The following is a 21,503-nucleotide window of genomic DNA, read 5'->3' as shown; positions in this document are numbered from 1 at the left end:
GTTATCCTCCTACACAGGCTAGACTTTGTGCTTTAATATCTTCCATTCTTGAAGGGCCAATTCCATTTATTCTTGTTAACTCATCAATGGATGTAAACGGCCTTAGGTCAATCAGTTCCTCTGCGCGTGCTGGTCCTAAGTGAATGATTTCTTGTAGCTCTTCGAAACTTGCCGTATTGATATTTATACATTCACCATGTTGGACGTAATCTTCTTTGTTTTTTAAATCAGGTTTTGTAGATGTTCCACCACCAGTAGAAGGGGGTGAAATCGTTCCATCCTTTTTAGTTAACACATCATAGGTTTTGCCATTTGTTTTTACAATAATTGTCCCGTGTACATCCGTTCCATAAAGTGTAATGCTAGACCCCTGGATTAGATCTACGACTTCTTTGTGCGGATGACCGTAGCTGTTATCTTTTCCAGCACTATAGATCGCAATAGCTGGACTCACTTCTTTTAAAAAAGTAGGATGAGTAGACGTGCTTGAACCGTGATGTCCTAGATGAAGGATATCAGCATCTATCTCTACATCACCATTCATCATCCTTAGTTCATCTTTTGTGCTAGCATCACCTGTAAAAATGAAGGTAACATCTCCGTACGTTAGCTTGAGCGAAATGGATTCTTCATTGTCATTTTCTGAAACAGAAATCGGGTATAAAACATCAATTTGGAGCGGACCAACTTCAAATTCATCGCCCTGTCTTGGTTCATAATAATCAACATTATGTTGATCAATTGCAAGAAGTAACCTCTGAAACGTCTGGGATGTGCTTGTATTTCCAGATAACCATACTTCTCCTACGGTAAACGTATTGATCACTTTATCTAGTTGACCAATATGATCTGCATCAGGGTGTGTCCCAATGGCAATATCAATTTCGGAGATGTTTTGTGAGTGTAAGTAATGGATGACATCATTTTTATTCCAATTACCTGCATCAATTAAAATGGTAAATTCTTCTCCCTCGAACGTATATTGCAGTAAGGTTGCATCCGCCTGACCAACATCAATATAATGCACACTCAGTTCTGATAGTGTATCTGGTACTATTTCTTCCTCTTCAATAGGCGGTTGTTCTACATCGTTGTTTCTTTCCGGTTTTTCACTCGTTTCAGGAATGACCTCGACTTCGTTATTCCTTGTATGATCATCACTTTGTGAACATCCTCCGATAATCAAAAGGATTGCGACCAAATGGATCGCGAAAATAGTTCGACTGACTTGATGCATCGCGTATCCCTCTTTTAGTAAAATTTCCAGACAATTAACTATTATGATATCATGTAAAATCAAAAATATTTGTATTAAAGAACAAAAAAACGCTCACGTTTTATGATCCGACCCGGAAAGTGCCAATATGTGTTACATATTTTCGCACTAGTAAATTGAATATGAAAAGCATTAATGAGCAGATCAAAATAGTTGAATAATCGTTCCGTTAAATAAAAAAATCCTTACAACGATGCAGGAAGTAAGGATTTTTTGTTGAATACATGAAAATAGAAAAGGCTTGATTTTTCATGTGAATTGGAGGAGCTGCAATGTCGTTTACGATGGTAAAAAAAGAGTTTAAATTAGTTGGAATGAAAGGTAGTGGAGAGTTTGCCAACTTTGGTCATGACGTACCTCTGCTTGCAAAGGAGCTAGTAAGTCGCTCAAACGAAATCCTACATTCGACAGAGACCGAAATAGCATTGTTTGAACCTAAAAGGGATGAGAAGCATAAAGTTGGTCATTATTATGTAGGCTTACTCGTGAGTGAGAAAGTAAATGACGTACCAATAGGGATGGAGTATATTGAAACACATGAAAGGTATATTACGACAAGAGGGAATATCGCTAATTTGAGAGAACTTCATTTGAATTTAGTAAAATGGGGAGAAGAACAAGGGTATCAGAGAAATCTAGATTCCTATATTATCGAGACCTATCACCCTATAGGGGAAGGCGATGAAGACGTACAGATTTATTTGCCAATTCAAGGGTAAATAGTTCAATGCATAATCGTACAAATGTGTAACATCCATTGACTATTTCCAAATGTCACTTTACAATTGATAGAGTATTGTAATCATAAGGAGGAGTATTAAAAAATGATACCTAGACTTTGGTCCCTAACTTTGAACCAGTAATTGAATATGGTCAAAGACTCTGTTTGGATATACAGAGTAAACGGGATACGTCTGTCCTTTTTTAATACTCTTCAAGTTACTCTATAAATCATTACTTTGAAGAAAGGGATAACTCTGCCTTTCTTTATTTTTGTGTTTTTTCCCTTTTACGAAAAGTGGACAGTAATCTATAAGCCCAGCTTTTATGGGCAATTCCCTTTACTCAAGATCACAGACAGGACGTCTGTGATTTTTTATTTGATTTAAAAGTAGTTGGAGGGGATTTGAATGTGGATGTTACTTTTTCATTGATACGAGCTTGTTAGTTTAAAAGCTCGTATCGATCCTAGCTATCGATACGAAATGATATCAATTTCGGGAGGTAGCAATAATGGAAAAAATCTGTTTTGAATTAGAAAATGTTGAAATAACCTATTTAGATAAGGAAATCTTAAAAATCGACCGACTTGCCATTCACCAGTTTGACCGAATAGGCATTGTTGGTAAAAACGGTGCAGGGAAAAGTACTCTATTAAAACTATTGGCAGGCACGGTTCAGCCAACAAAAGGAAAAGTCAATCGTCATGTTGAGAACGGATATTTCGAACAACTTGAGGCACCAAGATCTCTTGAAGCGGATCCAGTCTTAACTGGTAAATTAGGTATACCAAAAGAGTCGGACCAATTAAGCGGGGGAGAGCAGACAAGGTTGAAACTTGCTCAGTTGTTTACCCATTATTATGAAGCAATATTACTTGATGAGCCGACAACTCACTTGGACCAAGGTGGTATTACCTTTTTAGTAGAGGAACTTCGCTATTATTATGGTGCGCTTATACTAATTAGTCATGATCGTTCAGTGTTAGATGAACTTGTTACAACTATTTGGGAAGTGGATGAAGGAAAAGTACGTGTGTATTCCGGAAATTACCGTGATTACATGGCCCAAAAACAGGTGGAACGAGAACAACAGCAGCAAGCCCATGAACAGTTTGTGAAAGAAAAGACTAGGCTTGAAAAAGCAGCACAAGAAAAGATGAAAAAAGCACAAAAGGTATCTCAAGCAGGACGGATGACTAAACGGGAAGCGAATGCTAAACCAAACAAGTCGTTTATGACTAAGTCCAAAGGTACAAGTGAAAAGTCGATGCAACGTGCTGCGAAAGCAATTGAGAATCGTATGGAAAAGCTTCAGGAAGTAGAAGCGGTACGAGAAAATCGACCGATTGTTTTCCGTCAATCAAAGGCTACAGAATTGCATAACAAGTACCCAATAATGGCTGACCAATATACACTTCAAGTGGAAAATAAAACCTTACTAGAGAATGTTAGTTTCCAGCTTCCACTTGGTAAAAAAATTGCAATAACAGGCAGTAACGGGAGCGGAAAAAGTACTTTGCTAGACCATATCGCAACTACAGATCATAACTTGATCATTTCTCCAAAAGCGAAAATAGGATTTTTCAGGCAAATGAGTTATCAATTTGCGAGCGATGAATCTGTCCTGCAATTCGTAAGAAATCGATCAGAATACGATGAACCCTTTTTACGAAGTGTGTTGCATTCGATGCAGTTTGTAGGGACAGATTTACAAAAGAGTATAAGGTCAATAAGTGGTGGAGAAGCGATTCGACTTCAACTATGTCTCCTGTTTTTAGGAGATTATAATATATTACTGTTAGATGAGCCCACTAATTTCTTAGATATCCATGCAATCCAAGCATTAGAAACATTTATTGCTGGATATGAAGGTACCATTCTTTTTATCTCGCATGATCAGCAATTTATAAAAAATGTAGCGGATATACAATATAAGATACATGAGAGAAAATTAATACAAATTGATTGAGAATCACAAACTGACGCTTTTCTTTAATAAGAAGGGCGTCTTTTTGTAATGTATTAATATTTTTACTTGAATTAGTCTTAAAAATGATTCGAAAGATATTAAAAATATACGTATCCCATTGAGTAGTCTATCCAAAAGAATAAGGAGATTATGGTGAAGTTACAAAATGGATTGCATAACGGCTAGTTCTGTTTGATCATATGTGGTTAAAAAAATATGAAAATAGTCCTGCAACATTAATAAATTAAAAATTTCTTGGTTATGATACCACTAACAGTGATAACATCGAGGTGAGAAGATGCCCGAACATATCGAAGTGATTTTGAGGTCAATAACATCTTTTAGTTTATTGCTAATTGGAGCAAGAATATTAGGAAAACAAACTATCTCGCAAATGACAATGTTTGATTTTGTTGCATCCATATCACTCGGAGCAATTTCAGCAAACTTAGCTTTTAATACGACTATTAAAGTACACCATACAATTATTGCATTCATTATATATGTAGCCATTATCTTTTTAATCGCCTTAATCTCATTGAAAAATAAAAAGGGAAGAAAATTCCTGGCTGGAGACCCCACAATTGTCGTACAAAACGGGAAAATATTAGAAGGAAATATGAAAAAAATGCGTTATACATTGGATTACTTAAATCAACAACTAAGGGAAAGGGATGTTTTTAACATTGAAGAAGTTCTTTTTGCAATCGTTGAAACGAATGGTACGTTGACGGTGTTAAAAAAGCCACAATATAGAAATGTAACCAGACAAGATATGATGATTCCCATAAAAACGGAGCAGAGGTTACCTATTGAACTTATTATGGATGGGGAAATCATTAGTGAAAATTTAGAACAAAATAATATACAATTTTCATGGCTTGATTCCGAACTAAAAAAACGTAATCTGTCCAAGCATGATGTTGTTTATGCAGTGCTCGCCGCTAATGATAATTTGTATGTGGATACGTTCAGTGATCATATATACTCGCCAATTGATAAAGAATAAAGATTATTTGTAATAGGAGCCTATAACATACAAGGATGTACGCAACAGTATGTGGGGCTCTTTATATTTTTAAACATTAAAATCCAGCCATTTTTATCGTTCACTATTTTTTCTAGAACTGAATTTTAGATACTATTTATACAGCTTTAGGAAGCTATTTACTTAAGAGTAGAGTATCGGATCTGTTAAAGAAAACTTGGTAAAGGACTCAATATTCGTGAGTTGTTGATGCTACACAAGCCCTTTTGGCATAACATAGAGAAATAACACAGAATAATGGGGGAAGTATGTAGATTTGTGATAATGAAATCGTCCTTAATTCTGTTAGTAGGTCACAATTTGGGCACACAATTGTGCCAATTAACATAAATTACAAGTAGCCGTTACGCAATAAGCAATATGAAAGTACAGAAAACGCAAGAACTACAAAGATTCCGATTCAAACAAGCCCTTAAAATGAGACAGAACTAAAGAAAATTACAAAACACATGTGTTGCGGTCTTCTAAAGCAGGATCTAAAAGTAGGTTGGATTAATCTAACGGGTTCCGTTTGGGGAGAGAAAAATGCTAATAGGATTGTAAATAACATAATAATTAGCACGGAATTTGACAACAAAATGGCAATATAAATTGCAAAGAAAAACGCTCAGATTATTTTCTGAGCGCTTTTTGATGTAATATTTCACAAATCCTATTTAATTAATGCTCCCCGTTTGTTGAAGAAGGAAAAATCACTTTGTTATCTGTTCAATTATTTTTCCGTCCGAAGACAACCCTGTTATTGTAGAACCTACAAGGTCCTCTCCATCACTCACTAAAAACCAAAACTTCTCGTCATTGTTATACTCAATTAGATTGGCTTTAAATAAGTTTCCATCCTTAGTTTTAATGCTTACTTCATCTATTTCAGGGTCAAGTATCTTCCCTCTGATTAAATCCGTATAATCAGAAAAGTAGTATTCTAAATTTGAGAAACCCCAATCTAATTTATATCCGTGAGCAAGTGAACCAGTGCCTCCACTAACAAATCCCCAGCCTAATAAGTTTTTTTTAAAAAGTGCACTTCCGAAATGTTGATTTTCATGATTTCCCCATTCATAAAAGACGATTGCTTGATTGTTATCCAAAAATTCAATATGAGCAATGTTTGTCATAGGTTGATTTAATGAGTACACAGCCTTTTTCATTTCTTTAACATCATCTTTTAATGTTAAATTTAAAAAATATACCCCTAACAAAATAGCCGTTATAGATAAGAAAATTTTTAATTTCTTGGACATATAACTCCCTCCTACAAAAACATAACACAATATCCCTAGTAAATTGGCTTTTTACCACAAATTCTACTTCAACTGTACTGCACCGCTAGTTTAAGAATGTTTCTTTGTAAATGCTATAATAATAATTTTAGCATAAATTTTCCATTTACCTTCAAAAAAAATAAGTTCGCTATAATTTAGCGAACTATCTCAAATAAATTATATCTTTTAAATCAAACTGTTTATCTGTTATACCTAGTCTTTGTGCAGGAGTTCTCTTCTCACCATCAAGGTCTTTAGTAGCTTCACAAAAGTTATAAAAGGTACGAAGGATGGTCAAAGCATACTGTGCATACTTAGGGTTGAAATTTGCATAGATATAACTCTTACCATCACCTCTTGCCGTTACAAGTGGTCTTTCTAATATCGATAGTCTTCTGCGAATTTGTTGCATAAAATTATTCGTTGAATAATCACTTACATTCAATACGAGGTTAGCAATTTCTTTGGGTTCCAAAGAAGATAAATCCGTTTTGCAATCCACATAATAAAACCCTTTATCCCTTGTTGGTATCGGATGTTCGATAGGGGATTCCGCCCATTTATGATGGATTTCCGAACCAACCATTACTTCTTCGTGGAACTGCTTACTCTTAAATACATCAATGAGATATAAATAAGCTAATTGCCAAATGGATCGGGTATCGTGCATCATAGCGTTACCCCATCGTTGTAAATCTGCTCTACCGTCTTTAAACTCTTGATTACACTGTTTTAATGACTTCGATCTATCCACCATAGAAATAAAATGATGTGCCTCTGCCAAGCGTATTTCATTCGCAAATACACGAGAAAAAGCAGTCATTAAAGAATTATCTTTATCGGTAACAAAACGCCATTCAGATGCCTTTACCATCCGTTTAATCAACCAAAGGTGTGCGATTGTCGTATAGGTAGAATTGACGTGTAATCCATCAATATATTGTTCTCTTCGGTCAAACTCTTGCAGAGCTTGTTTATATTCCCATTCTGTTTGTATGTCATTTTCCGACGGAGGCATTGGATAAAAGGAATGTTTCCTAAATCGACCGTGCTTTCTGCAAAACTCATTTAGGTGGTCTTCTTTCAACAACACAGTGTCCAACTTGATGTCATTAATATCAATATTCCAATCGTATGCAATATCTGAGCGAAATACATATTTAGAATGAACATCTGCGGTCACAACGATTTGTGTTGGAAATTGTGCTTCTTCTACATCATCAAATCCCTTACCACCTTGTCCTTTCTTTCGGACGTTATTGAGATTGTAAGTCATTTTATCCGTATTCAACCACATTACAGAGAATTCCATTCTTTCAAATGCTGGTTTTTCGTGTCGCTCTACAAATTCTAAACAACGACGATAGATCCACTCTAATTTGTGATAATAGGTACTGACACCTATCTCTAATTTTTCACAAGTTCTAGTTACGGGTGTCCTATTTAATAAGTCCATTACCAAAGAAGGGAGTATATCGTTTCGCTTTTGATGATAGGTGGTTGATTGCTTTCTAGAAGGCATTAAACTTGTTTTCTTTTTACAAGTTTTACATTGCCATACTTGAGCATTCGTTTTGCTCTTTCCTTGCTTATAGAACAAGTGAACATCTTCAAATGGGGTTGTTCCTTCTTGGATGCATCCTTCTTTATGAAACTGATAATTTGGTTCCACATCTTTAATCGTTTCAATATGCACAAGACGTTTTATCTCTTCTGCCACAGACCAGTTTGACACAGGAGAGGTTGTGCAGCCCCAGGTTACTCCCTTAACTACACCAACAGGATCTTCGTTACAGATGATAGCCTGATTTTCTCCTTTTCCTCGTCCACTCAGTCGATAGCGACTAGGGTTACCCTTTGCACTAGTGAATTTTTCTTGTGGAAGACCGTGCCATTTACAATACGGGTTGCCACAAAAGTTATATTGAATTTTGTGTTCCTTCCCGTTTAACGAAAAAGAAACGGGACGATACAAAAGATTATTGTATCGTTTGGAGAATTTGCTCGGCTCTAATAAATCATAATTCTTTACTCGGTCAGCGATTTCAGTAGTTGTTATAGGTGTTTGTACAATGATTAATTCTTCATCTTTTTCAGCCAATCGTTTCAGTCGAGCCAACCATTAAACCTCCATTTCTTCTAACCCAAGTTGTTTAAGCAATCGCTTATTATTTCGTTTTTTCATAGCCCAATCAACAAACTCTTCATCAGTAAGGATGTTCTTTAAAAATTCATCTACAACTTCACTTTCGGTGTATTCACTGTACTCCGAAAATGCAGCTACAATGTTTCTTGTTTGTTCTGAGATAACCCAGTTCACCCGCTCTGAATTAAGGTTTTTAGGCTTTATATAGTTGAATTTCTTCATCGAATTATTTCAATTCCTTTCTGTAAAATGGTTATCTTTTTAACATATGTTTTAGCAATGATTTTAGCACAACAATTTTACAGCGGACAACAACTATTGCCCTCCTAAAAATTCATATGCTAATAGTATAATTATTTCCATTGCTAATTCATTCCAAACGTTGATATAGCAATAAAAAAAGCAGACCAAATCGCTATGCGAATTAGTCTGCTAATTACCATTCTAATTGTAGAGTTTCTCTCCCTTATCGGAACCCGTTAGGATTAATCATACTGTTTTTATTTTTAGTAAAGAAAATATGAGGGCATAGTTGTGGGGTGCTGTTTATGAATAAGAATAAAAGGGTCTCCAGTATTACTACTGTTCTTCCTACAACCGTCAATAACGATAAAAACTCCCTTTCAGCTTTAGGAAATTTTGAATATAAGCCACCTAATAATACTGGGGTCATCCTAGGTATAATTGGCGGTACATTGTCGACAGTGGGGGACGCTTTGGCCACTATTGGAGCCATTATTCAACTAAATATCGATGTTTCTGATGATTTTCAATCACAAGTTGATGATTTTAAATCAGTTCAAGAGAAGGATAAGATGCGGGAAGAGATAGATGATCTAAAGGAACAGGTGAAACAGCTTGAGAAAATAATTAAGAGTAACCAGCAATAAGGGTTACTCTTCTTGTTATTATCAAGACGCCAAAGTAGACTGCAACACTATTTTTTATTTACTTGTCCTATAAACAACAAATGCTGTTTTTAATGCTGCGTAATTACCAATGGCCGCGTAGCCATAGAACCATCCCATAAATAACCCTGATGCTACGTTATTACGGTGACTAATAAAAACAGAAATGAGTAAGCCCAATACTAATGCGACAGTAGGAATATATTTTTTTGGTATATGCATAAAGACTTTCATTGCTTGAGTCAGAATCATGATAACTGGTATTGCAATTACAGCATCCCAGAAGTTTGTATGTATTGTTGGAAAATCCAATTCTGTCACCTCTTAAGATATATATATCCCTAATTCGGAAAATTAAACAGAAAACAAGAAAATGATTAATAGTGTAGTGTGTTCGAACAATTCAGCATGTCAGGAAATGAATAAATGTTATAATAAAAAATGAAAGACAATTTAGAAAATGGATAGAAAAAGAGTAAACTCATAATGGAAAAGTTACACCTTTTTTCCATATCAGGAAGGGCGAATTGTAAAAGAAACCAATAAATGAAGGAGGAGGGTAACAATGAAAATTGGCCTGATTGGTGACAGTTTAACAGAAGGTCGTCCTGGAGTGTCTTTTGTCCCTATTTTAAAAGAAAGATATCCAATGCTTTTCTTTGATAATCTTGGCAAACCTGGGGAATCAGTGAAGAGTTTGTATAGCCGTCTCACAAAAGTAAAAGTAGAAAAAGAGTATGATCTAATTTTCCTCTGGATTGGAGTCAATGATGTGTATACGAAATTATTGAAAGTCCAAGCCCAGCATGTTGCAAAGGATCTCGAGGAATTTAGGGAGTACTATAGCAAAGTGTTACATATGGTTCTTGCGTCTTCCAAACAGGTTGTTACGGTTTCGCCTGCAATAGTGGGTGAATCATTACAGAATGAATCGAATCAAGAAATAAAAACTATATCCTCCATCATCGAAGCCCTCACTAGAAGTCATACACAAGTAACATATTTGGATATGCATTCCGTATTTCGGAAACACCTCTCACAAGTCACGAGTTCAGATTACATCAGCATCAGTGTTATGAGAGTCATGCTGGACGTTTTCTTTTATAAAAACCCAACAAGCATCGACCGGTTATCAAAAAAACGCGGCCTTCATGTAACGTTAGATGGCATTCATTTAAACAGTAGGGGTGCGGCACTTGTGGCTGACGAATATTCCACTATGATCGATCAACTTTTATTCAACGATCAAACCTCAATACAGTAAGTAATACTAACAGGCATAGGTATGCCAATAGGGGAAGGTGTTTTAATGGCATCAACAGATAAATTCACAGACAAAGCGGAGATATATGCTAAATATCGTCCAAGCTATCCAAATGAGTATATTGAATATGTAATCTCCGAAGCTAATTTGACAAAGGAAAGTATGATTGCTGATATTGGATCAGGGACTGGGATTTTAAGCAAGCAGCTTCTTGAAAAAGGATATACGGTAATTGGAGTGGAACCAAATGATGATATGAGAACAGTGGCGGAGCAAACGTTAATGCCTGGTTCCCGTTATATTTCGGTTAAAGCTGCGGCTGAAAGCACAACTTTAGAGGATAACAGTATCGATTTAGTAACGGTAGGGCAGGCATTCCACTGGTTTCACATGAAGAAGTTCAAACTGGAATGTCAACGAATTTTGAAACAGGATGCAAAAGTGTCTCTTGTGTGGAACAGCCGTGATAGTTCAAGCGATATAAACAAAGAAAGTGCGGTTGTATGCCAACAGTATTGTCCGAACTTTAAAGGCTTTAGCGGGGGAATGGAGGAAAAGCCGATTCCTTTTCATGAGTTTTTTAAAGAGGGAAAATATGATGTTACATTCTTTCGCAATGACCTGGAGTTTGATGTAGATGGGTTTTTGGGCAGGTACTTATCTGCTTCCTATTCCCCAAAAGAGAATGACAAGGAGTATGATTCCTTCATTGCTGCCTTAACAGACCTATTTGATAAATATAGCAACAACGGTATGATTACAATACCAAATATAACAAGAAGCTATTTGGGTATAGTGAAATGAACAAATCATTCAGACATGAAACTGCTGCTTACATATCTTGTTTGTGATTTTAAAGCAATATGAGAGTTTACTATAGATAATCGAGCAATGATGGGCTGTTTTTAGCAGTCCATTCTTAATGATGTAAAGGTAACTGGACCAATTACTTATTCAAGTAACGGAGCAGAATTTTTAAGAATTTGGTTAGTAATACAATAATTTGGGAAAAAATGGATTGTTATTGTGTTATAACAGTATTTGTTCTTGCATCAGGAGAGTTTTATAACGCATAGTAGAATCGGGTGTCTTTCTTTAGTAAGAAGGCGTCTATTATTATACTCAAAAAAATGTGAAATTAATACGTAGACGATCGCTTATTTTTTCTGAACTTATGCTACTAACGGGGAGGTAGTGGGAGAATTTTATTTTTGAAGACTGTAAGTCAATTTAAAAATCTCTAGTCATTTTTTATCAGACTCTGACGGGAGGGATAACTTCTCAGAAAGAAACAAATACTTAGCTTAAATACATTTGTAGGGAGTGTTATTGATGCGTGCAGTTGTTATAAATGAATATGGTAGTAAAAATGTGTTAGTAGAGCAAGAGTTACCGAAACCAGAGATAAAAGCAAACCAAGTACTTGTTGAGGTTTATGCAACTTCCATTAATCCAATTGATTGGAAGCTTCGTGCGGGTTATCTACAGAAGATGCTTGATTGGACATTCCCTATAATCCTTGGCTGGGATGTTGCAGGTAAAATCCTTGAAGTTGGTGATGAAGTAAAGCATTTTCAGGTAGGGGATGAAGTTTTTGCGCGACCTGATACGACCCCAAAAGGTACATATGCGGAATTGACTACTGTGGATGAAGAATTACTTGCCAAAAAGCCTGGTAACTTAACATTTGAAGAAGCTGCCTCTATTCCATTAGCAGGCCTAACTGCCTGGCAGTGTTTAGTGGATAACACAAAAGTCAAGAAAGGAGATAAAGTACTCATACACGCTGGAGCTGGTGGTGTAGGAAGTTTGGCTATTCAAATGGCAAAACATTTAGGTGCCTATGTTGCTACAACAGCGAGTGGGAAAAATGAAGCTTATGTAAAAAATCTAGGTGCAGATGAGTTTATTAATTACCGTACACAACAATTTGAAGAAGAATTAAGCGATTATGATGTGGTCATTGATACAATGGGTGGCGATATTTTAAATAAAAGCTTCGAGATTTTAAAACCTGGTGGCAGACTAGTAACTATTGCCGGACAACCTGATCAAGGATTAATAGAAAAGCATCAAGTAACGGCAAGCTCCTATTGGTTAGCGCCAAGTGGTAAACAGCTAGGTGAAATTGGCGATTTGCTTGAGAAAGGAATACTTAAGCCTCAGGTTGGTAGTGTATTTGGTTTTTCAGCGGAAGAGTTACAAAAAGCACATGAGTTAAGTGAAACAAATCATGCCAAAGGGAAAATTGTAATTAAAGTTAAATAACGGTGGACTATCCCCACTCATCTAACAGGTAGAAGGATTAACGTTTAGTAAACGTAACTATTTTGAAGAAATAAACGACTGAACAACATATATAGTACGTAGTACAAGATACAATTCAGTAGAAAGAGAATAGTTAACTATCGGGCGCGTTTGTGGAAAAAGCATCCCTTTTCTTATTTAACTAACCGGTGCGATGATCCAAGAAGGATTATCGCTTATTTGTATTGAAATTATTAAGCTAACGAAGCAAGTTAGATGAATAATCATTGTTAAATACAGGGGTGGGCATATGAACAAGAGGCAAATTGTTGGTATCATAGTTACTATTGTTATTATAGTTGGCTACTTTTTATATGAACAATCAAAGAAAACTACATACAAAGAAGTTATGGCGAATTTAATTGAGTTTGGGTTTCTTACTGAACTAGCGGGGCAGGTTAGTGTAACAAAACATAAAAATAAAGCTTTGGATATTTGAGGTAAGTCCAAAGCCCTTTCTTAAAATTATAATCTATTAACTTGCTCAATTTTTAATCCGAAAATTTGAGGAGGTTCAATTTTGTTTATCTGCAAATAAGTAGAAATTTGTCCACGATGATGGGTTTCATGTTCTGGAATTGCCATAAGTATTCTCCAAACACTAACTTCATGACTCCACTTCATGTGAAAAAGTGATGCCAAAGTCATTGCACAATTTGTTAAGGATGGGAGATATGCTGAACCAACAATTCCGCAAGGAGCTTATGCTGAACTCCAAGTGGCTAAAAAAATACGTGATCTCTTGTCTGACGATCTTCAAACTGTCCAAGGGCAGATTCACAACTGGATAGATCGCTATTTTCCTGAGCTCCTTACGGTCTTTAAAAAGTGGGAGGGAAAGGCAGCGTTACAGTGCTTAAAGCTTTTTGCGTTACCACATGAATTAGTAAAGTTCTCTGATCAAGACTTATTAATGCATTTAAGGAAAGCTGTAAAACGTAGTGTTGGTCTTAATAAAATTCAAGAGTTAAAACATGCAACTGGTAAGTCCATAGGACTTATCAAGGCGCAAATATGGCTAAATGAGAGCTTAAAAATGAGGTGATTTTATTTTAGAAAAACTCAGGAAAATTAATATGAAAACTGCTATATTCATGGGGATAATTTTTTACTCTTTGACTATCTTAATCCACTTTCTTATTATAAGCAAAAGTATTCCATTCACATGGGTTAATGGTGGAAGGTCTGAATCATTCGCTGAACAGCTACCAATATCTGTTATAAATATCGTTATTTCTATTATTGGAGTAGTTTTTACGAAGTTTATGAACGATTACACTTAAACTAAAGGGACAGGTTAGTTGAAGAAAAAATTTTAACTTGTTCCACAATCGGGACATTTAATTGAATAAGACTACATAAAAAATCGATTTCCCAACGTAAAGGAAATCGACTTTTATGCTAAAAATCTAATATCTTCTAAATACTATTTTTCTATATTATCTTGCTTTTTATTAATTGTATTCAATACAAAACAAACTATGGCTGTAATTGCAAGAGGAAGAAAAACTATATAAACCTCTGACAAAGCATCTCTCTTAGCGTAAAGTACTAATACAAAACTGGAAACCATAACATATGTTATTACTATAATGATATTCATTACAAATCTATGTTTATTTTTCATAGATGTTCTCCTCTACTTCCATAGCGCTATTAAGATTTAATACTTTCATTATAATTTATAAAGTGATGCAAGGTAAGGTAAAAACAGATTACTGTTTAATTAAATTTATTAAATAGGAGCTTCTTGTTTATTCCAGAAACGGGCGCGATTGTGGAATATGCGTCCTTTTCTTATTTAATCAATCCGATTTGTAAACGTATTCCAGCCGCGACCCTAGTCTGCTACATAATTCATTCGTAATGGTCCCGCATTTTTCGGCGACTTCTTCGGCAGTAATTTGTTCAGAACCATCTCTACCAATCAGCGTTGCAATGTCGCCAGCCTGTACAGCCTCAATAGCGGAAACATCAACCACCAGCTGATCCATACAAATTCGGCCAATAATAGGAGCTTTTTGTGAACGAATGAGGACATTCCCGTTTTCCATATTTCTTGGGATACCGTCTGAATAACCAATCGTAATGACCGCTGTTTTCATCATCCTTGTTACTGTAAATGCTCTCCCATAGCCGAGCTGCTCACCTGGCTGTAGAGTTTTCACCATCGCAACCCTCGCTTTAATGGATAAGACTGGCTTCAGTTCCACATCTGTTCTCACTGGATCGTTTTTACTTAGTACACCATATAGAGCAATTCCCGGACGTGCATAATCATATTGTAAGTGAGGGTAATTCAAGATTCCATAGCTCGCTTGAATATGTCGCTGCCCCAGAGGCAGTTGCTGTGATTCTAGCCACTTACAGGTCTGGTTGAATCTATCTATCTGCATATCTGTATATGCTATATCCTCAGAACGAACGCTATCAGAAACAGCTAAGTGAGAAAATACACCGACAACATGTAAATGTTTGCAGTTATAGATTTCTTTCAGATCTGAAAGTTGTGAGGCATCTGTTCCTAAACGATGCATGCCTGTATCTATTTTTAGTTGAACCCTTATCGCAACACCTTGTTTGTTTAACTGCTTTGCATGGCTTACTCCAATCACAGTTTGCGTTAATTTGTATTTCTTAATTTCTCCTATTTGTTGGGCAGGGGTATAACCTAAAACGAGGATCTCTCCTTTCACTCCGTTTTTTCGAAGTTCAATTCCTTCAGCGATAGTAGCAACGGCAAACGACTTTACCCCTTGATCCGATAACTCCTTCGCTATTTTTACTGCCCCATGGCCATACGCATTTGCTTTGACTACTGCCATGAGTTTTGTTTGTTCCGGAAGAATTCCTTTTAGCTGCTTTAGATTTCCACGTAGTGCGCCTAAATCAATCTCTGCCCATGCTCTGCTAGTTGGCGGGGGAGCTGTTTTTTTTCTAATTGGCCAAACAATTATTAACATCCAAGCCACAGTAAATGAGAGGATACTGACCGCCACAAAATGCCCCATACTATTTTCAACAAACCATTTCTCCAGTGTGAAAAACTCTGCTGTAAAGCGAACTAGTACAATTATCCACGGGTGTATGATATACATAATAGTCGAGACATTCCGAATGCTTTTACTGCTTTTTCCGCGAATCTGGAGAAGGCATTGAAAAAGAAAATACATAGCTGGAAGTAGCATAACATACATGCTGTCATGGCGCTGGAGGTCATAAGCATGCAGCAGTAGTCCTTCAACAATCAGGAAAGAGAAACTGATTACGAATAATAGTAGATTTATCGAAAACGAAACTGTTTTATTTCCTTTATAGATTAGAATTCCCATGATTAAAAAGACTGGCACCATAAAAACGCCATTCCTCGTATAATCCGCTCCAGTAAAGACCGCTTGATAAAACACTTCTAGACTAGGAAACTGCTCAGCAACCCCATAGTAGCTATCTCCAAACAGTCCTATACCATAAAGAATAACGGATATAATCGATGTCAATTTTAGCCCAATTTTACGTATGAGAAAGACAACAAGAATCACACCTACAACTAGCCCAGGGAAATACCATAAATGATAAAATGTCCCGTCAACGAGTATATCTTTTACGAATTCAAGACCCCAATTTGTACCCTCATAATGACCTGCATACAAATTTAGCGGTAGAAATAAAAGGATGGAGAGGGCATATAAAAGTCCGATTTTTTTACAAAACGCTAGAATATAAGAGTTGTCCCCATTTTCAATATATTGATATAGAAAATATCCGCTGACCATCAGAAAAAAGGGGACAGCTATTCTAGCAATGATTCGAGTCAAAATGAAATCCGCATCCTCCCCATAAGAAAGAAGAGGGGAGGTATGGTTTGCTATAACGAGGAAGGCAGCTAGTAATCTGAATAAGTCTAATGATCCCGTTTTATTCATAGGGGATTGCTCCATATAGTCACAATAAAGCCGTCCACATTGTTGCCTGAAATCTGATACAAACAATCATCTGGTATTTCAATGACAGTCGCCTCATCCATTCCTCTTACATAATAAACCTCAAACTTTTTACCCTTTTCCGTAAAGATATATTGCTGGCCATTCTCTGTAAAATCGGAAAGAAACTGAATGTATTCTTCCAAACAGAAACCATGGCGCTCCATAATTCTTGCATGAGGATATCCGACATAGCGGAAATGCCATGGTTCATGTGAGATCCCTGTGATCTGTTCTTTGCCGTGTGAATAACGCTCAATAAAACCATAGTCTGCAGCAAGCTTGCGAAAATGTGCAAAGATACCTGTATATGGAAAGGATGGACGAATGAAATCAATCTCGTCTAGATTTTCTCCCAAATCAATCGCAAGGCCAGTCTGATGTTCGCTGCAACCTGGATAGGCTACATATTGTTCTGTAAAGGTTCTGCCATTTTCAATGAGAGAGTCTTGGTATAGCTTTTCTTGTTCAGCCTTGCTTCGGTATCCGCTAACCGGAATGATCCTTCCTCGTGATTCTACTTTTTCAAGAAGCTGTGTTAACGATGCTGCGGCCCTTCTTTCGAGTAAAATAGTTTCATAGTTTGCAAGACTCGGCACAAGTGATGGTTGATCTTGTGTCTGTTTCAGACCATGATTACGAGTAACCAACATCAAATACCCTTTGTAGATATCGTCTTTATGTAACGTTATCTTTCTCATCGTTCTAACCCCAATTGGATCAAGCGATTGATGATATCAGAAAACGTTAACCCAATGCCTTTCATCATATTTGGATAACGGCTGTGATCGGTGAAACCAGGAAAGGTATTGACCTCATTAAAGACAATGTCTCCATTAGGTGTAAGAAACATGTCTACTCTTGCCAAGCCAGAGCAGCCAAGTGCACGATAAATTTGAATTGCCGTATCCTTTACTTTGGCTGTCATATCAGGATCAATGCGGGCTGGCATATGAATGCTTGAGGTAGTGAGGGTGTATTTTTCAGTGAAATCAAAATACCCGGTCTCTAATTCAATTTCATCCACTTCACCCACTAACAGGTCATCATTTCCAAGAATTGCGCAGCCAACCTCGAATCCCTCAATATATTCTTCAATAATGATCCGCTCATCGTGAGAAAAGGCTTCCGCAACTGCACTTGGAAGTTCTTCCTTTTCAGTAACGAGCGTAATTCCAATTGATGACCCTGATTTGACTGGCTTAACAAAAAGAGGCAGATGGAGCTGATCTGTTTGTGTGACAATATCTTCTATTAATTGATACCTCGAAAAAACAATTGAGGCAGGTGTTTTGATGCCTTCAAGCTCTACTAATTTATGTGCACGGTCTTTATCCATACATAAAGCAGAAGACAAGATGTCACATCCGACGTAAGGAATTCCGGCTAGTTCTAAGTATCCCTGTAGTGTTCCATCTTCGCCATTTTTACCGTGTAGAACAGGGAAAACAATATCAATCATTGTTTCGGTAACATGTCCATTTCGATTTTCCAGTAGAACATTCACAAAGCGATTTGGAGAAAAGAAGGCAGGTGTGCAATTTGCCTCATCGGACCACCACGTATTGTTCAGAATGTTTTCCACGCTACCGTGATAACGGTACCAGCGGCCTTCCTTTGTGATGCCAATTAACACTTTTTCATATTTGTCTTGGTCCATATGTGTAATAACAGAGTAAGCAGATTGCAGTGAGACTTCATATTCATTTGAACAGCCTCCAAAGATAACAGCAACGATCATTTTTTCCATATTTATTTCCTCCTTATAGATAAAAAAAAACACTTTTTGTTTCTGTACTTGTATCGTACTAAAACAAAAAGTGTTATGTTTTCGTATATCCTCAAGGAAATAATACGTTTTTCTTCTTTAATTCTTACGATTTTCTTACGTTGAAAGAGGGAGTCTTACGATGAATTCGACTTTCTCTTCCTCGCTTTGTGCGGAAATGGTGCCTCCGTGTAATTCTACAATTTCTTTGGCAATCGCAAGCCCAAGACCTGCTCCTCCTGTTTTCGTACCACGTGATGTATCCAATCGATAGAATTGTTCAAAGATGCGACCGAGCTTGTCTTTTGGTATAACAGGACCATTGTTTATAAAATGAAGCTGTAAATACTCATTGTCCTTCTTAGAGCGAATGATGATTGGACTGTTTTCATAGCTATAATTAATGGCATTGCGAATTAAGTTGTCAAAGACACGCTCCATTTTATTCACATCACAGGAGATTTCCAGATTGTCTTCAATGTCTAACTGGCAGGTTAGGTTCTTTTCAGCAAACAACGGATTAAATTCAAACGTAATCTGCTCGAGCATCCTTGTTAGATTAATATGGCTCATTTCAGGACTTAACTGAGTTAAATTGAAACGTGTAATTTCAAAAAACTCATTAATTAATTCCTCGAGCCTTTCAGCTTTATCCAATGAAATGGATAAGTACTTTTCCCGGAGCTCTTCCGAAATTTGCTGTTCATCTCGAAGTAACGTTACATAGCCAATTACAGACGTTAAGGGTGTCTTCAAATCATGAGCCAAGTACACGAGCAGGTCGTTTTTCCGTTGTTCTGCTTCCTTTGCTAACCTGGCGTTACGGATGGATTCCTGCTTGATAGCATTCATCCGTTCTTCCACTTGCTTTAATTCAGTAGGTAAACGGATGTAATCACTTTTGTCAGAAGCTAGATTTCTGCTTGCATCCACTATCTGATCGACATAGTTGAGCGTTTTTCTCCAATAGTACATAAAGATTATAATAAAGCCGATCATCCATGTTATGAGTATAAAAGGGATTGGGTTATTGCGAATTGGACGGAGCAGAATGTATAGAAAATCATTTGGATACCAGATAAAACTGCTCAATATGTAATAGGCCACAACAATAGCTGTTGCTAAACCAACGGTAAAAAGAAAGATCGTTATAAAAAATTTCGTGAATGTCTTACCAGTTAAGCCGCTACTTGCTACACTCTCTCTATTCAATTGTATAGCCAACTCCCCATACCGTTTTAATAAACTTTGGTTTTCTCGAAGGTTCCTTCATTTTTTCCCGCAAACGTGCAATATGGGCCATCACTGTATTGTTGTTATCTATATATTTTTCGCCCCACACTGCTTCGAACAATTCCTCAGACGAAACAACCTTCCCTTTGTTTTCACATAAATGCCACAGAATCGAGAATTCGATGGGAGTTAAGGAGAGAGGCTTTCCATAAAGTGTACATTTATGGGTATCCTGATTTATGACCAGTCCTGAAAAGTCGTATTCCTTAGCAGCCTGTGCAGGCTCTGTAATAAGACTATTGTTTGAGTTGTATCGTTTGTAGCGACGCAGCTGGGCTTTCACTCTTGCCACCATTTCAAGCGGGTTAAATGGCTTTGTAATGTAATCATCGGCACCAAGTGTAAGTCCAGTAATTTTGTCGATATCTTCAATTTTTGCTGTCAGCATAATGACAGGATAATGATAGTTCTCACGAATCTTCTGGCAGATTGTAAACCCATCCACATTAGGCAGCATCACATCCAAAATGGCAAGCTCCAGCTCATGAGTCTGAATATACTCTAAGGCGGGCTTTCCATCATAAAATACTTGAACATCATAGCCTTCATTCATCAAATAAAACTTCACTAAATCAGCAATCTCTTTTTCATCATCCACTATTAAAATAGGATTCAATGTTATCCACCTCAATAATTCATACAACTGTTTGTTCAACTTCCTATAGAATAAATCATTTTTACTAGAAATAGAAGGGGAGGGATGATACAAGATGACCTGATCCAGCTTCACGAGGGTTTTTATGTGGGTTTATAGGTGAGAGAATTGCAAGAAATTGTGAACGATAGTTGGATATATTAATAGGATATAAACAACGTGAAACATAATACTGAGTAATACTTTATAGTAGATCTACTAAAGGGTGCGTTGATCCAAGAAGGATTAAAGCACCTTTTTGTTGAATTTATTTTACTAACGGTGCAATTTAGTATAAAAAGGATGACGATGTACGGATTCATTTAAGATGTGAGGTGAAGTTCATGATTTTGGTCAGTTCTTGTTTAGCTGGATTAGAAGTAAGGTACAACGGTACACATAGCTTAGATAATAGGATAAATAAATTAGTTGGAGAGAATAAAGCTGTTACTATCTGTCCCGAACTGCTTGGTGGATTTTCAACCCCAAGGGAACCTGCTGAAATAGTAGGCGGAGACGGAGAAGATGTGCTGGATGGAAGGGCTAAAGTGGTGGAGCAATCTGGTAAAGACGTAACCGAACTTTACATAAAAGGAGCTTATGCGACTTTAGAAAAAGCTAAAAAAATAAACGCAACAATAGTTGTTCTCAAGGAGAATAGCCCATCCTGTGGCAGTTCAATGATATATAACGGTGAATTTAAGGGTAAGAAAATTGTTGGTAATGGAGTTACTTCATCCTTACTTAAGAGAAATGGTTTACAAGTTATTTCTGAAGAACAATTTGTTGAAAGTTCCTTTGAGTTATTTAAATAACGGGTGCGGTTGTCCAAGAATGATTATCGCTTATTTTAATTGTAGTTATTGAGCTAACGGGGCAGGTTAGTTGAAGAAAAATGAAACTTTGTGTGAGCAATTTTCGTAAAA

21 protein-coding genes and 1 pseudogene are annotated in these 21,503 nt (G+C 36.7%); 10 read left to right on the top strand and 12 right to left on the bottom strand.

Annotated features, from left to right (window positions below; genetic code table 11):
- Position 1 precedes the first annotated feature (1 nt).
- Positions 2–1,237, bottom strand: coding sequence for an MBL fold metallo-hydrolase (locus ACWNMY_RS00765; RefSeq protein ID WP_449536382.1), 1,236 nt, complete (start codon positions 1,235–1,237; stop codon positions 2–4).
- 311 nt (positions 1,238–1,548) lie between these two features.
- Between ACWNMY_RS00765 and ACWNMY_RS00760 the strand changes: the two genes are divergently transcribed.
- The 3 genes from ACWNMY_RS00760 (at position 1,549) to ACWNMY_RS00750 (ending at position 4,976) form a co-directional block, all read left to right on the top strand.
- Positions 1,549–1,995 (top strand): GyrI-like domain-containing protein, encoded by a 447-nt coding sequence (locus ACWNMY_RS00760; RefSeq protein ID WP_449536381.1) that lies wholly within the window; start codon positions 1,549–1,551, stop codon positions 1,993–1,995.
- Positions 1,996–2,509: 514 nt separating this feature from the next.
- The gene (locus ACWNMY_RS00755) at positions 2,510–3,967 is read left to right on the top strand and encodes an Msr family ABC-F type ribosomal protection protein (protein WP_449536380.1); all 1,458 of its coding nucleotides are present in this window, start codon (positions 2,510–2,512) and stop codon (positions 3,965–3,967) included.
- Between the two features lie 298 nt (positions 3,968–4,265).
- On the top strand, positions 4,266–4,976 hold the full coding sequence (locus tag ACWNMY_RS00750; RefSeq protein WP_449536379.1) for a DUF421 domain-containing protein: 711 nt from the start codon (positions 4,266–4,268) through the stop codon (positions 4,974–4,976).
- A gap of 731 nt (positions 4,977–5,707) precedes the next feature.
- Here ACWNMY_RS00750 and ACWNMY_RS00745 read toward each other — a convergent pair.
- The 3 genes from ACWNMY_RS00745 to ACWNMY_RS00735 form a co-directional block, all read right to left on the bottom strand.
- Positions 5,708–6,256 (bottom strand): hypothetical protein, encoded by a 549-nt coding sequence (locus ACWNMY_RS00745; protein ID WP_449536378.1) that lies wholly within the window; start codon positions 6,254–6,256, stop codon positions 5,708–5,710.
- Between the two features lie 184 nt (positions 6,257–6,440).
- Positions 6,441–8,396 (bottom strand): insertion element protein, encoded by a 1,956-nt coding sequence (locus tag ACWNMY_RS00740; RefSeq protein ID WP_449536377.1) that lies wholly within the window; start codon positions 8,394–8,396, stop codon positions 6,441–6,443.
- Between the two features lie 3 nt (positions 8,397–8,399).
- Positions 8,400–8,645, bottom strand: coding sequence for a hypothetical protein (locus tag ACWNMY_RS00735; protein WP_400244283.1), 246 nt, complete (start codon positions 8,643–8,645; stop codon positions 8,400–8,402).
- A gap of 326 nt (positions 8,646–8,971) precedes the next feature.
- On the opposite strand from ACWNMY_RS00735, the gene ACWNMY_RS00730 reads away from it, so the two are divergent.
- Positions 8,972–9,313: a hypothetical protein gene (locus ACWNMY_RS00730; RefSeq protein ID WP_449536376.1), complete on the top strand. Its 342-nt coding sequence runs from the start codon at positions 8,972–8,974 to the stop codon at positions 9,311–9,313.
- Positions 9,314–9,367: 54 nt separating this feature from the next.
- Here ACWNMY_RS00730 and ACWNMY_RS00725 read toward each other — a convergent pair whose 3' ends face one another.
- The gene (locus ACWNMY_RS00725; protein WP_449536375.1) at positions 9,368–9,643 is read right to left on the bottom strand and encodes a hypothetical protein; all 276 of its coding nucleotides are present in this window, start codon (positions 9,641–9,643) and stop codon (positions 9,368–9,370) included.
- A gap of 253 nt (positions 9,644–9,896) precedes the next feature.
- Here ACWNMY_RS00725 and ACWNMY_RS00720 point away from each other — a divergent pair, with 253 nt between their 5' ends.
- The 4 genes from ACWNMY_RS00720 to ACWNMY_RS00705 all read left to right on the top strand — a co-directional run bounded on the left by ACWNMY_RS00720 (position 9,897) and on the right by ACWNMY_RS00705 (position 13,341).
- Positions 9,897–10,595, top strand: a complete 699-nt coding sequence (locus ACWNMY_RS00720; RefSeq protein ID WP_449536374.1) for an SGNH/GDSL hydrolase family protein — start codon at positions 9,897–9,899, stop codon at positions 10,593–10,595.
- A gap of 45 nt (positions 10,596–10,640) precedes the next feature.
- Positions 10,641–11,399 (top strand): class I SAM-dependent methyltransferase, encoded by a 759-nt coding sequence (locus ACWNMY_RS00715; RefSeq protein WP_449536373.1) that lies wholly within the window; start codon positions 10,641–10,643, stop codon positions 11,397–11,399.
- Between the two features lie 528 nt (positions 11,400–11,927).
- Positions 11,928–12,863 carry an NADP-dependent oxidoreductase gene (locus ACWNMY_RS00710; RefSeq protein WP_449536372.1) on the top strand — a complete coding sequence of 312 codons (936 nt, stop codon included), beginning with the start codon at positions 11,928–11,930 and terminating at the stop codon, positions 12,861–12,863.
- Positions 12,864–13,152: 289 nt separating this feature from the next.
- Positions 13,153–13,341, top strand: a complete 189-nt coding sequence (locus ACWNMY_RS00705) for a hypothetical protein (protein WP_449536371.1) — start codon at positions 13,153–13,155, stop codon at positions 13,339–13,341.
- A 26-nt stretch (positions 13,342–13,367) separates the two neighbouring features.
- Here ACWNMY_RS00705 and ACWNMY_RS00700 read toward each other — a convergent pair whose 3' ends face one another.
- Positions 13,368–13,526, bottom strand: coding sequence for a DinB family protein (locus ACWNMY_RS00700; protein WP_449536370.1), 159 nt, complete (start codon positions 13,524–13,526; stop codon positions 13,368–13,370).
- Between the two features lie 10 nt (positions 13,527–13,536).
- Here ACWNMY_RS00700 and ACWNMY_RS00695 point away from each other — a divergent pair.
- Positions 13,537–13,925: pseudogene (locus tag ACWNMY_RS00695) on the top strand (IS110 family transposase); the annotation flags it as partial.
- A 403-nt stretch (positions 13,926–14,328) separates the two neighbouring features.
- Here the strand turns inward: ACWNMY_RS00695 and ACWNMY_RS00690 are convergent.
- From ACWNMY_RS00690 to vanR, 6 genes are all read right to left on the bottom strand, one after another.
- Positions 14,329–14,529 carry a hypothetical protein gene (locus tag ACWNMY_RS00690; RefSeq protein WP_449536369.1) on the bottom strand — a complete coding sequence of 67 codons (201 nt, stop codon included), beginning with the start codon at positions 14,527–14,529 and terminating at the stop codon, positions 14,329–14,331.
- A gap of 178 nt (positions 14,530–14,707) precedes the next feature.
- Positions 14,708–16,825, bottom strand: a complete 2,118-nt coding sequence (gene vanT, locus ACWNMY_RS00685) for a serine racemase VanT catalytic subunit (protein WP_449536368.1) — start codon at positions 16,823–16,825, stop codon at positions 14,708–14,710.
- Complete coding sequence (locus ACWNMY_RS00680; RefSeq protein ID WP_449536367.1) at positions 16,822–17,583, bottom strand: M15 family metallopeptidase; 762 nt, start codon at positions 17,581–17,583, stop codon at positions 16,822–16,824. The genes vanT and ACWNMY_RS00680 overlap by 4 nt, the downstream gene beginning before the upstream one ends.
- Positions 17,580–18,632, bottom strand: a complete 1,053-nt coding sequence (vanG, locus tag ACWNMY_RS00675; protein ID WP_449536366.1) for a D-alanine--D-serine ligase VanG — start codon at positions 18,630–18,632, stop codon at positions 17,580–17,582. The genes ACWNMY_RS00680 and vanG overlap by 4 nt, the downstream gene beginning before the upstream one ends.
- Before the next feature lie 135 nt (positions 18,633–18,767).
- On the bottom strand, positions 18,768–19,862 hold the full coding sequence (vanS, locus tag ACWNMY_RS00670) for a vancomycin resistance histidine kinase VanS (RefSeq protein WP_449536365.1): 1,095 nt from the start codon (positions 19,860–19,862) through the stop codon (positions 18,768–18,770).
- On the bottom strand, positions 19,855–20,559 hold the full coding sequence (gene vanR, locus ACWNMY_RS00665; protein WP_449536364.1) for a VanR-ABDEGLN family response regulator transcription factor: 705 nt from the start codon (positions 20,557–20,559) through the stop codon (positions 19,855–19,857). Before vanR ends, vanS begins: the two co-directional genes overlap by 8 nt.
- Positions 20,560–20,921: 362 nt before the next feature.
- Between vanR and ACWNMY_RS00660 the strand changes: the two genes are divergently transcribed.
- A complete protein-coding gene (locus ACWNMY_RS00660; RefSeq protein WP_449536363.1) occupies positions 20,922–21,392 on the top strand; it encodes a DUF523 domain-containing protein in 471 nt (156 codons plus the stop codon).
- Positions 21,393–21,503 lie beyond the last annotated feature (111 nt).

Source organism: Ferdinandcohnia sp. Marseille-Q9671, assembly GCF_976954385.1.
Note: the sequence above shows the minus strand (reverse complement) of the source record. Positions and strands in the feature narration are given on the sequence as shown.

Bases quoted from the DNA above. Each gene is read 5' to 3' on its own strand.
- ACWNMY_RS00735 (WP_400244283.1), bottom strand. From the start codon at position 8,645: ATGAAGAAATTCAACTATATAAAGCCTAAAAACCTTAATTCAGAGCGG.
- ACWNMY_RS00745 (WP_449536378.1), bottom strand. From the start codon at position 6,256: ATGTCCAAGAAATTAAAAATTTTCTTATCTATAACGGCTATTTTGTTA.
- vanG (WP_449536366.1), bottom strand. From the start codon at position 18,632: ATGGAAAAAATGATCGTTGCTGTTATCTTTGGAGGCTGTTCAAATGAA.
- ACWNMY_RS00700 (WP_449536370.1), bottom strand. From the start codon at position 13,526: ATGAAGTGGAGTCATGAAGTTAGTGTTTGGAGAATACTTATGGCAATT.
- ACWNMY_RS00705 (WP_449536371.1), top strand. From the start codon at position 13,153: ATGAACAAGAGGCAAATTGTTGGTATCATAGTTACTATTGTTATTATA.
- ACWNMY_RS00765 (WP_449536382.1), bottom strand. From the start codon at position 1,237: ATGCATCAAGTCAGTCGAACTATTTTCGCGATCCATTTGGTCGCAATC.
- ACWNMY_RS00720 (WP_449536374.1), top strand. From the start codon at position 9,897: ATGAAAATTGGCCTGATTGGTGACAGTTTAACAGAAGGTCGTCCTGGA.
- ACWNMY_RS00715 (WP_449536373.1), top strand. From the start codon at position 10,641: ATGGCATCAACAGATAAATTCACAGACAAAGCGGAGATATATGCTAAA.
- ACWNMY_RS00760 (WP_449536381.1), top strand. From the start codon at position 1,549: ATGTCGTTTACGATGGTAAAAAAAGAGTTTAAATTAGTTGGAATGAAA.
- ACWNMY_RS00730 (WP_449536376.1), top strand. From the start codon at position 8,972: ATGAATAAGAATAAAAGGGTCTCCAGTATTACTACTGTTCTTCCTACA.
- ACWNMY_RS00660 (WP_449536363.1), top strand. From the start codon at position 20,922: ATGATTTTGGTCAGTTCTTGTTTAGCTGGATTAGAAGTAAGGTACAAC.
- ACWNMY_RS00710 (WP_449536372.1), top strand. From the start codon at position 11,928: ATGCGTGCAGTTGTTATAAATGAATATGGTAGTAAAAATGTGTTAGTA.
- vanT (WP_449536368.1), bottom strand. From the start codon at position 16,825: ATGAATAAAACGGGATCATTAGACTTATTCAGATTACTAGCTGCCTTC.
- ACWNMY_RS00680 (WP_449536367.1), bottom strand. From the start codon at position 17,583: ATGAGAAAGATAACGTTACATAAAGACGATATCTACAAAGGGTATTTG.
- ACWNMY_RS00750 (WP_449536379.1), top strand. From the start codon at position 4,266: ATGCCCGAACATATCGAAGTGATTTTGAGGTCAATAACATCTTTTAGT.
- ACWNMY_RS00755 (WP_449536380.1), top strand. From the start codon at position 2,510: ATGGAAAAAATCTGTTTTGAATTAGAAAATGTTGAAATAACCTATTTA.
- ACWNMY_RS00690 (WP_449536369.1), bottom strand. From the start codon at position 14,529: ATGAAAAATAAACATAGATTTGTAATGAATATCATTATAGTAATAACA.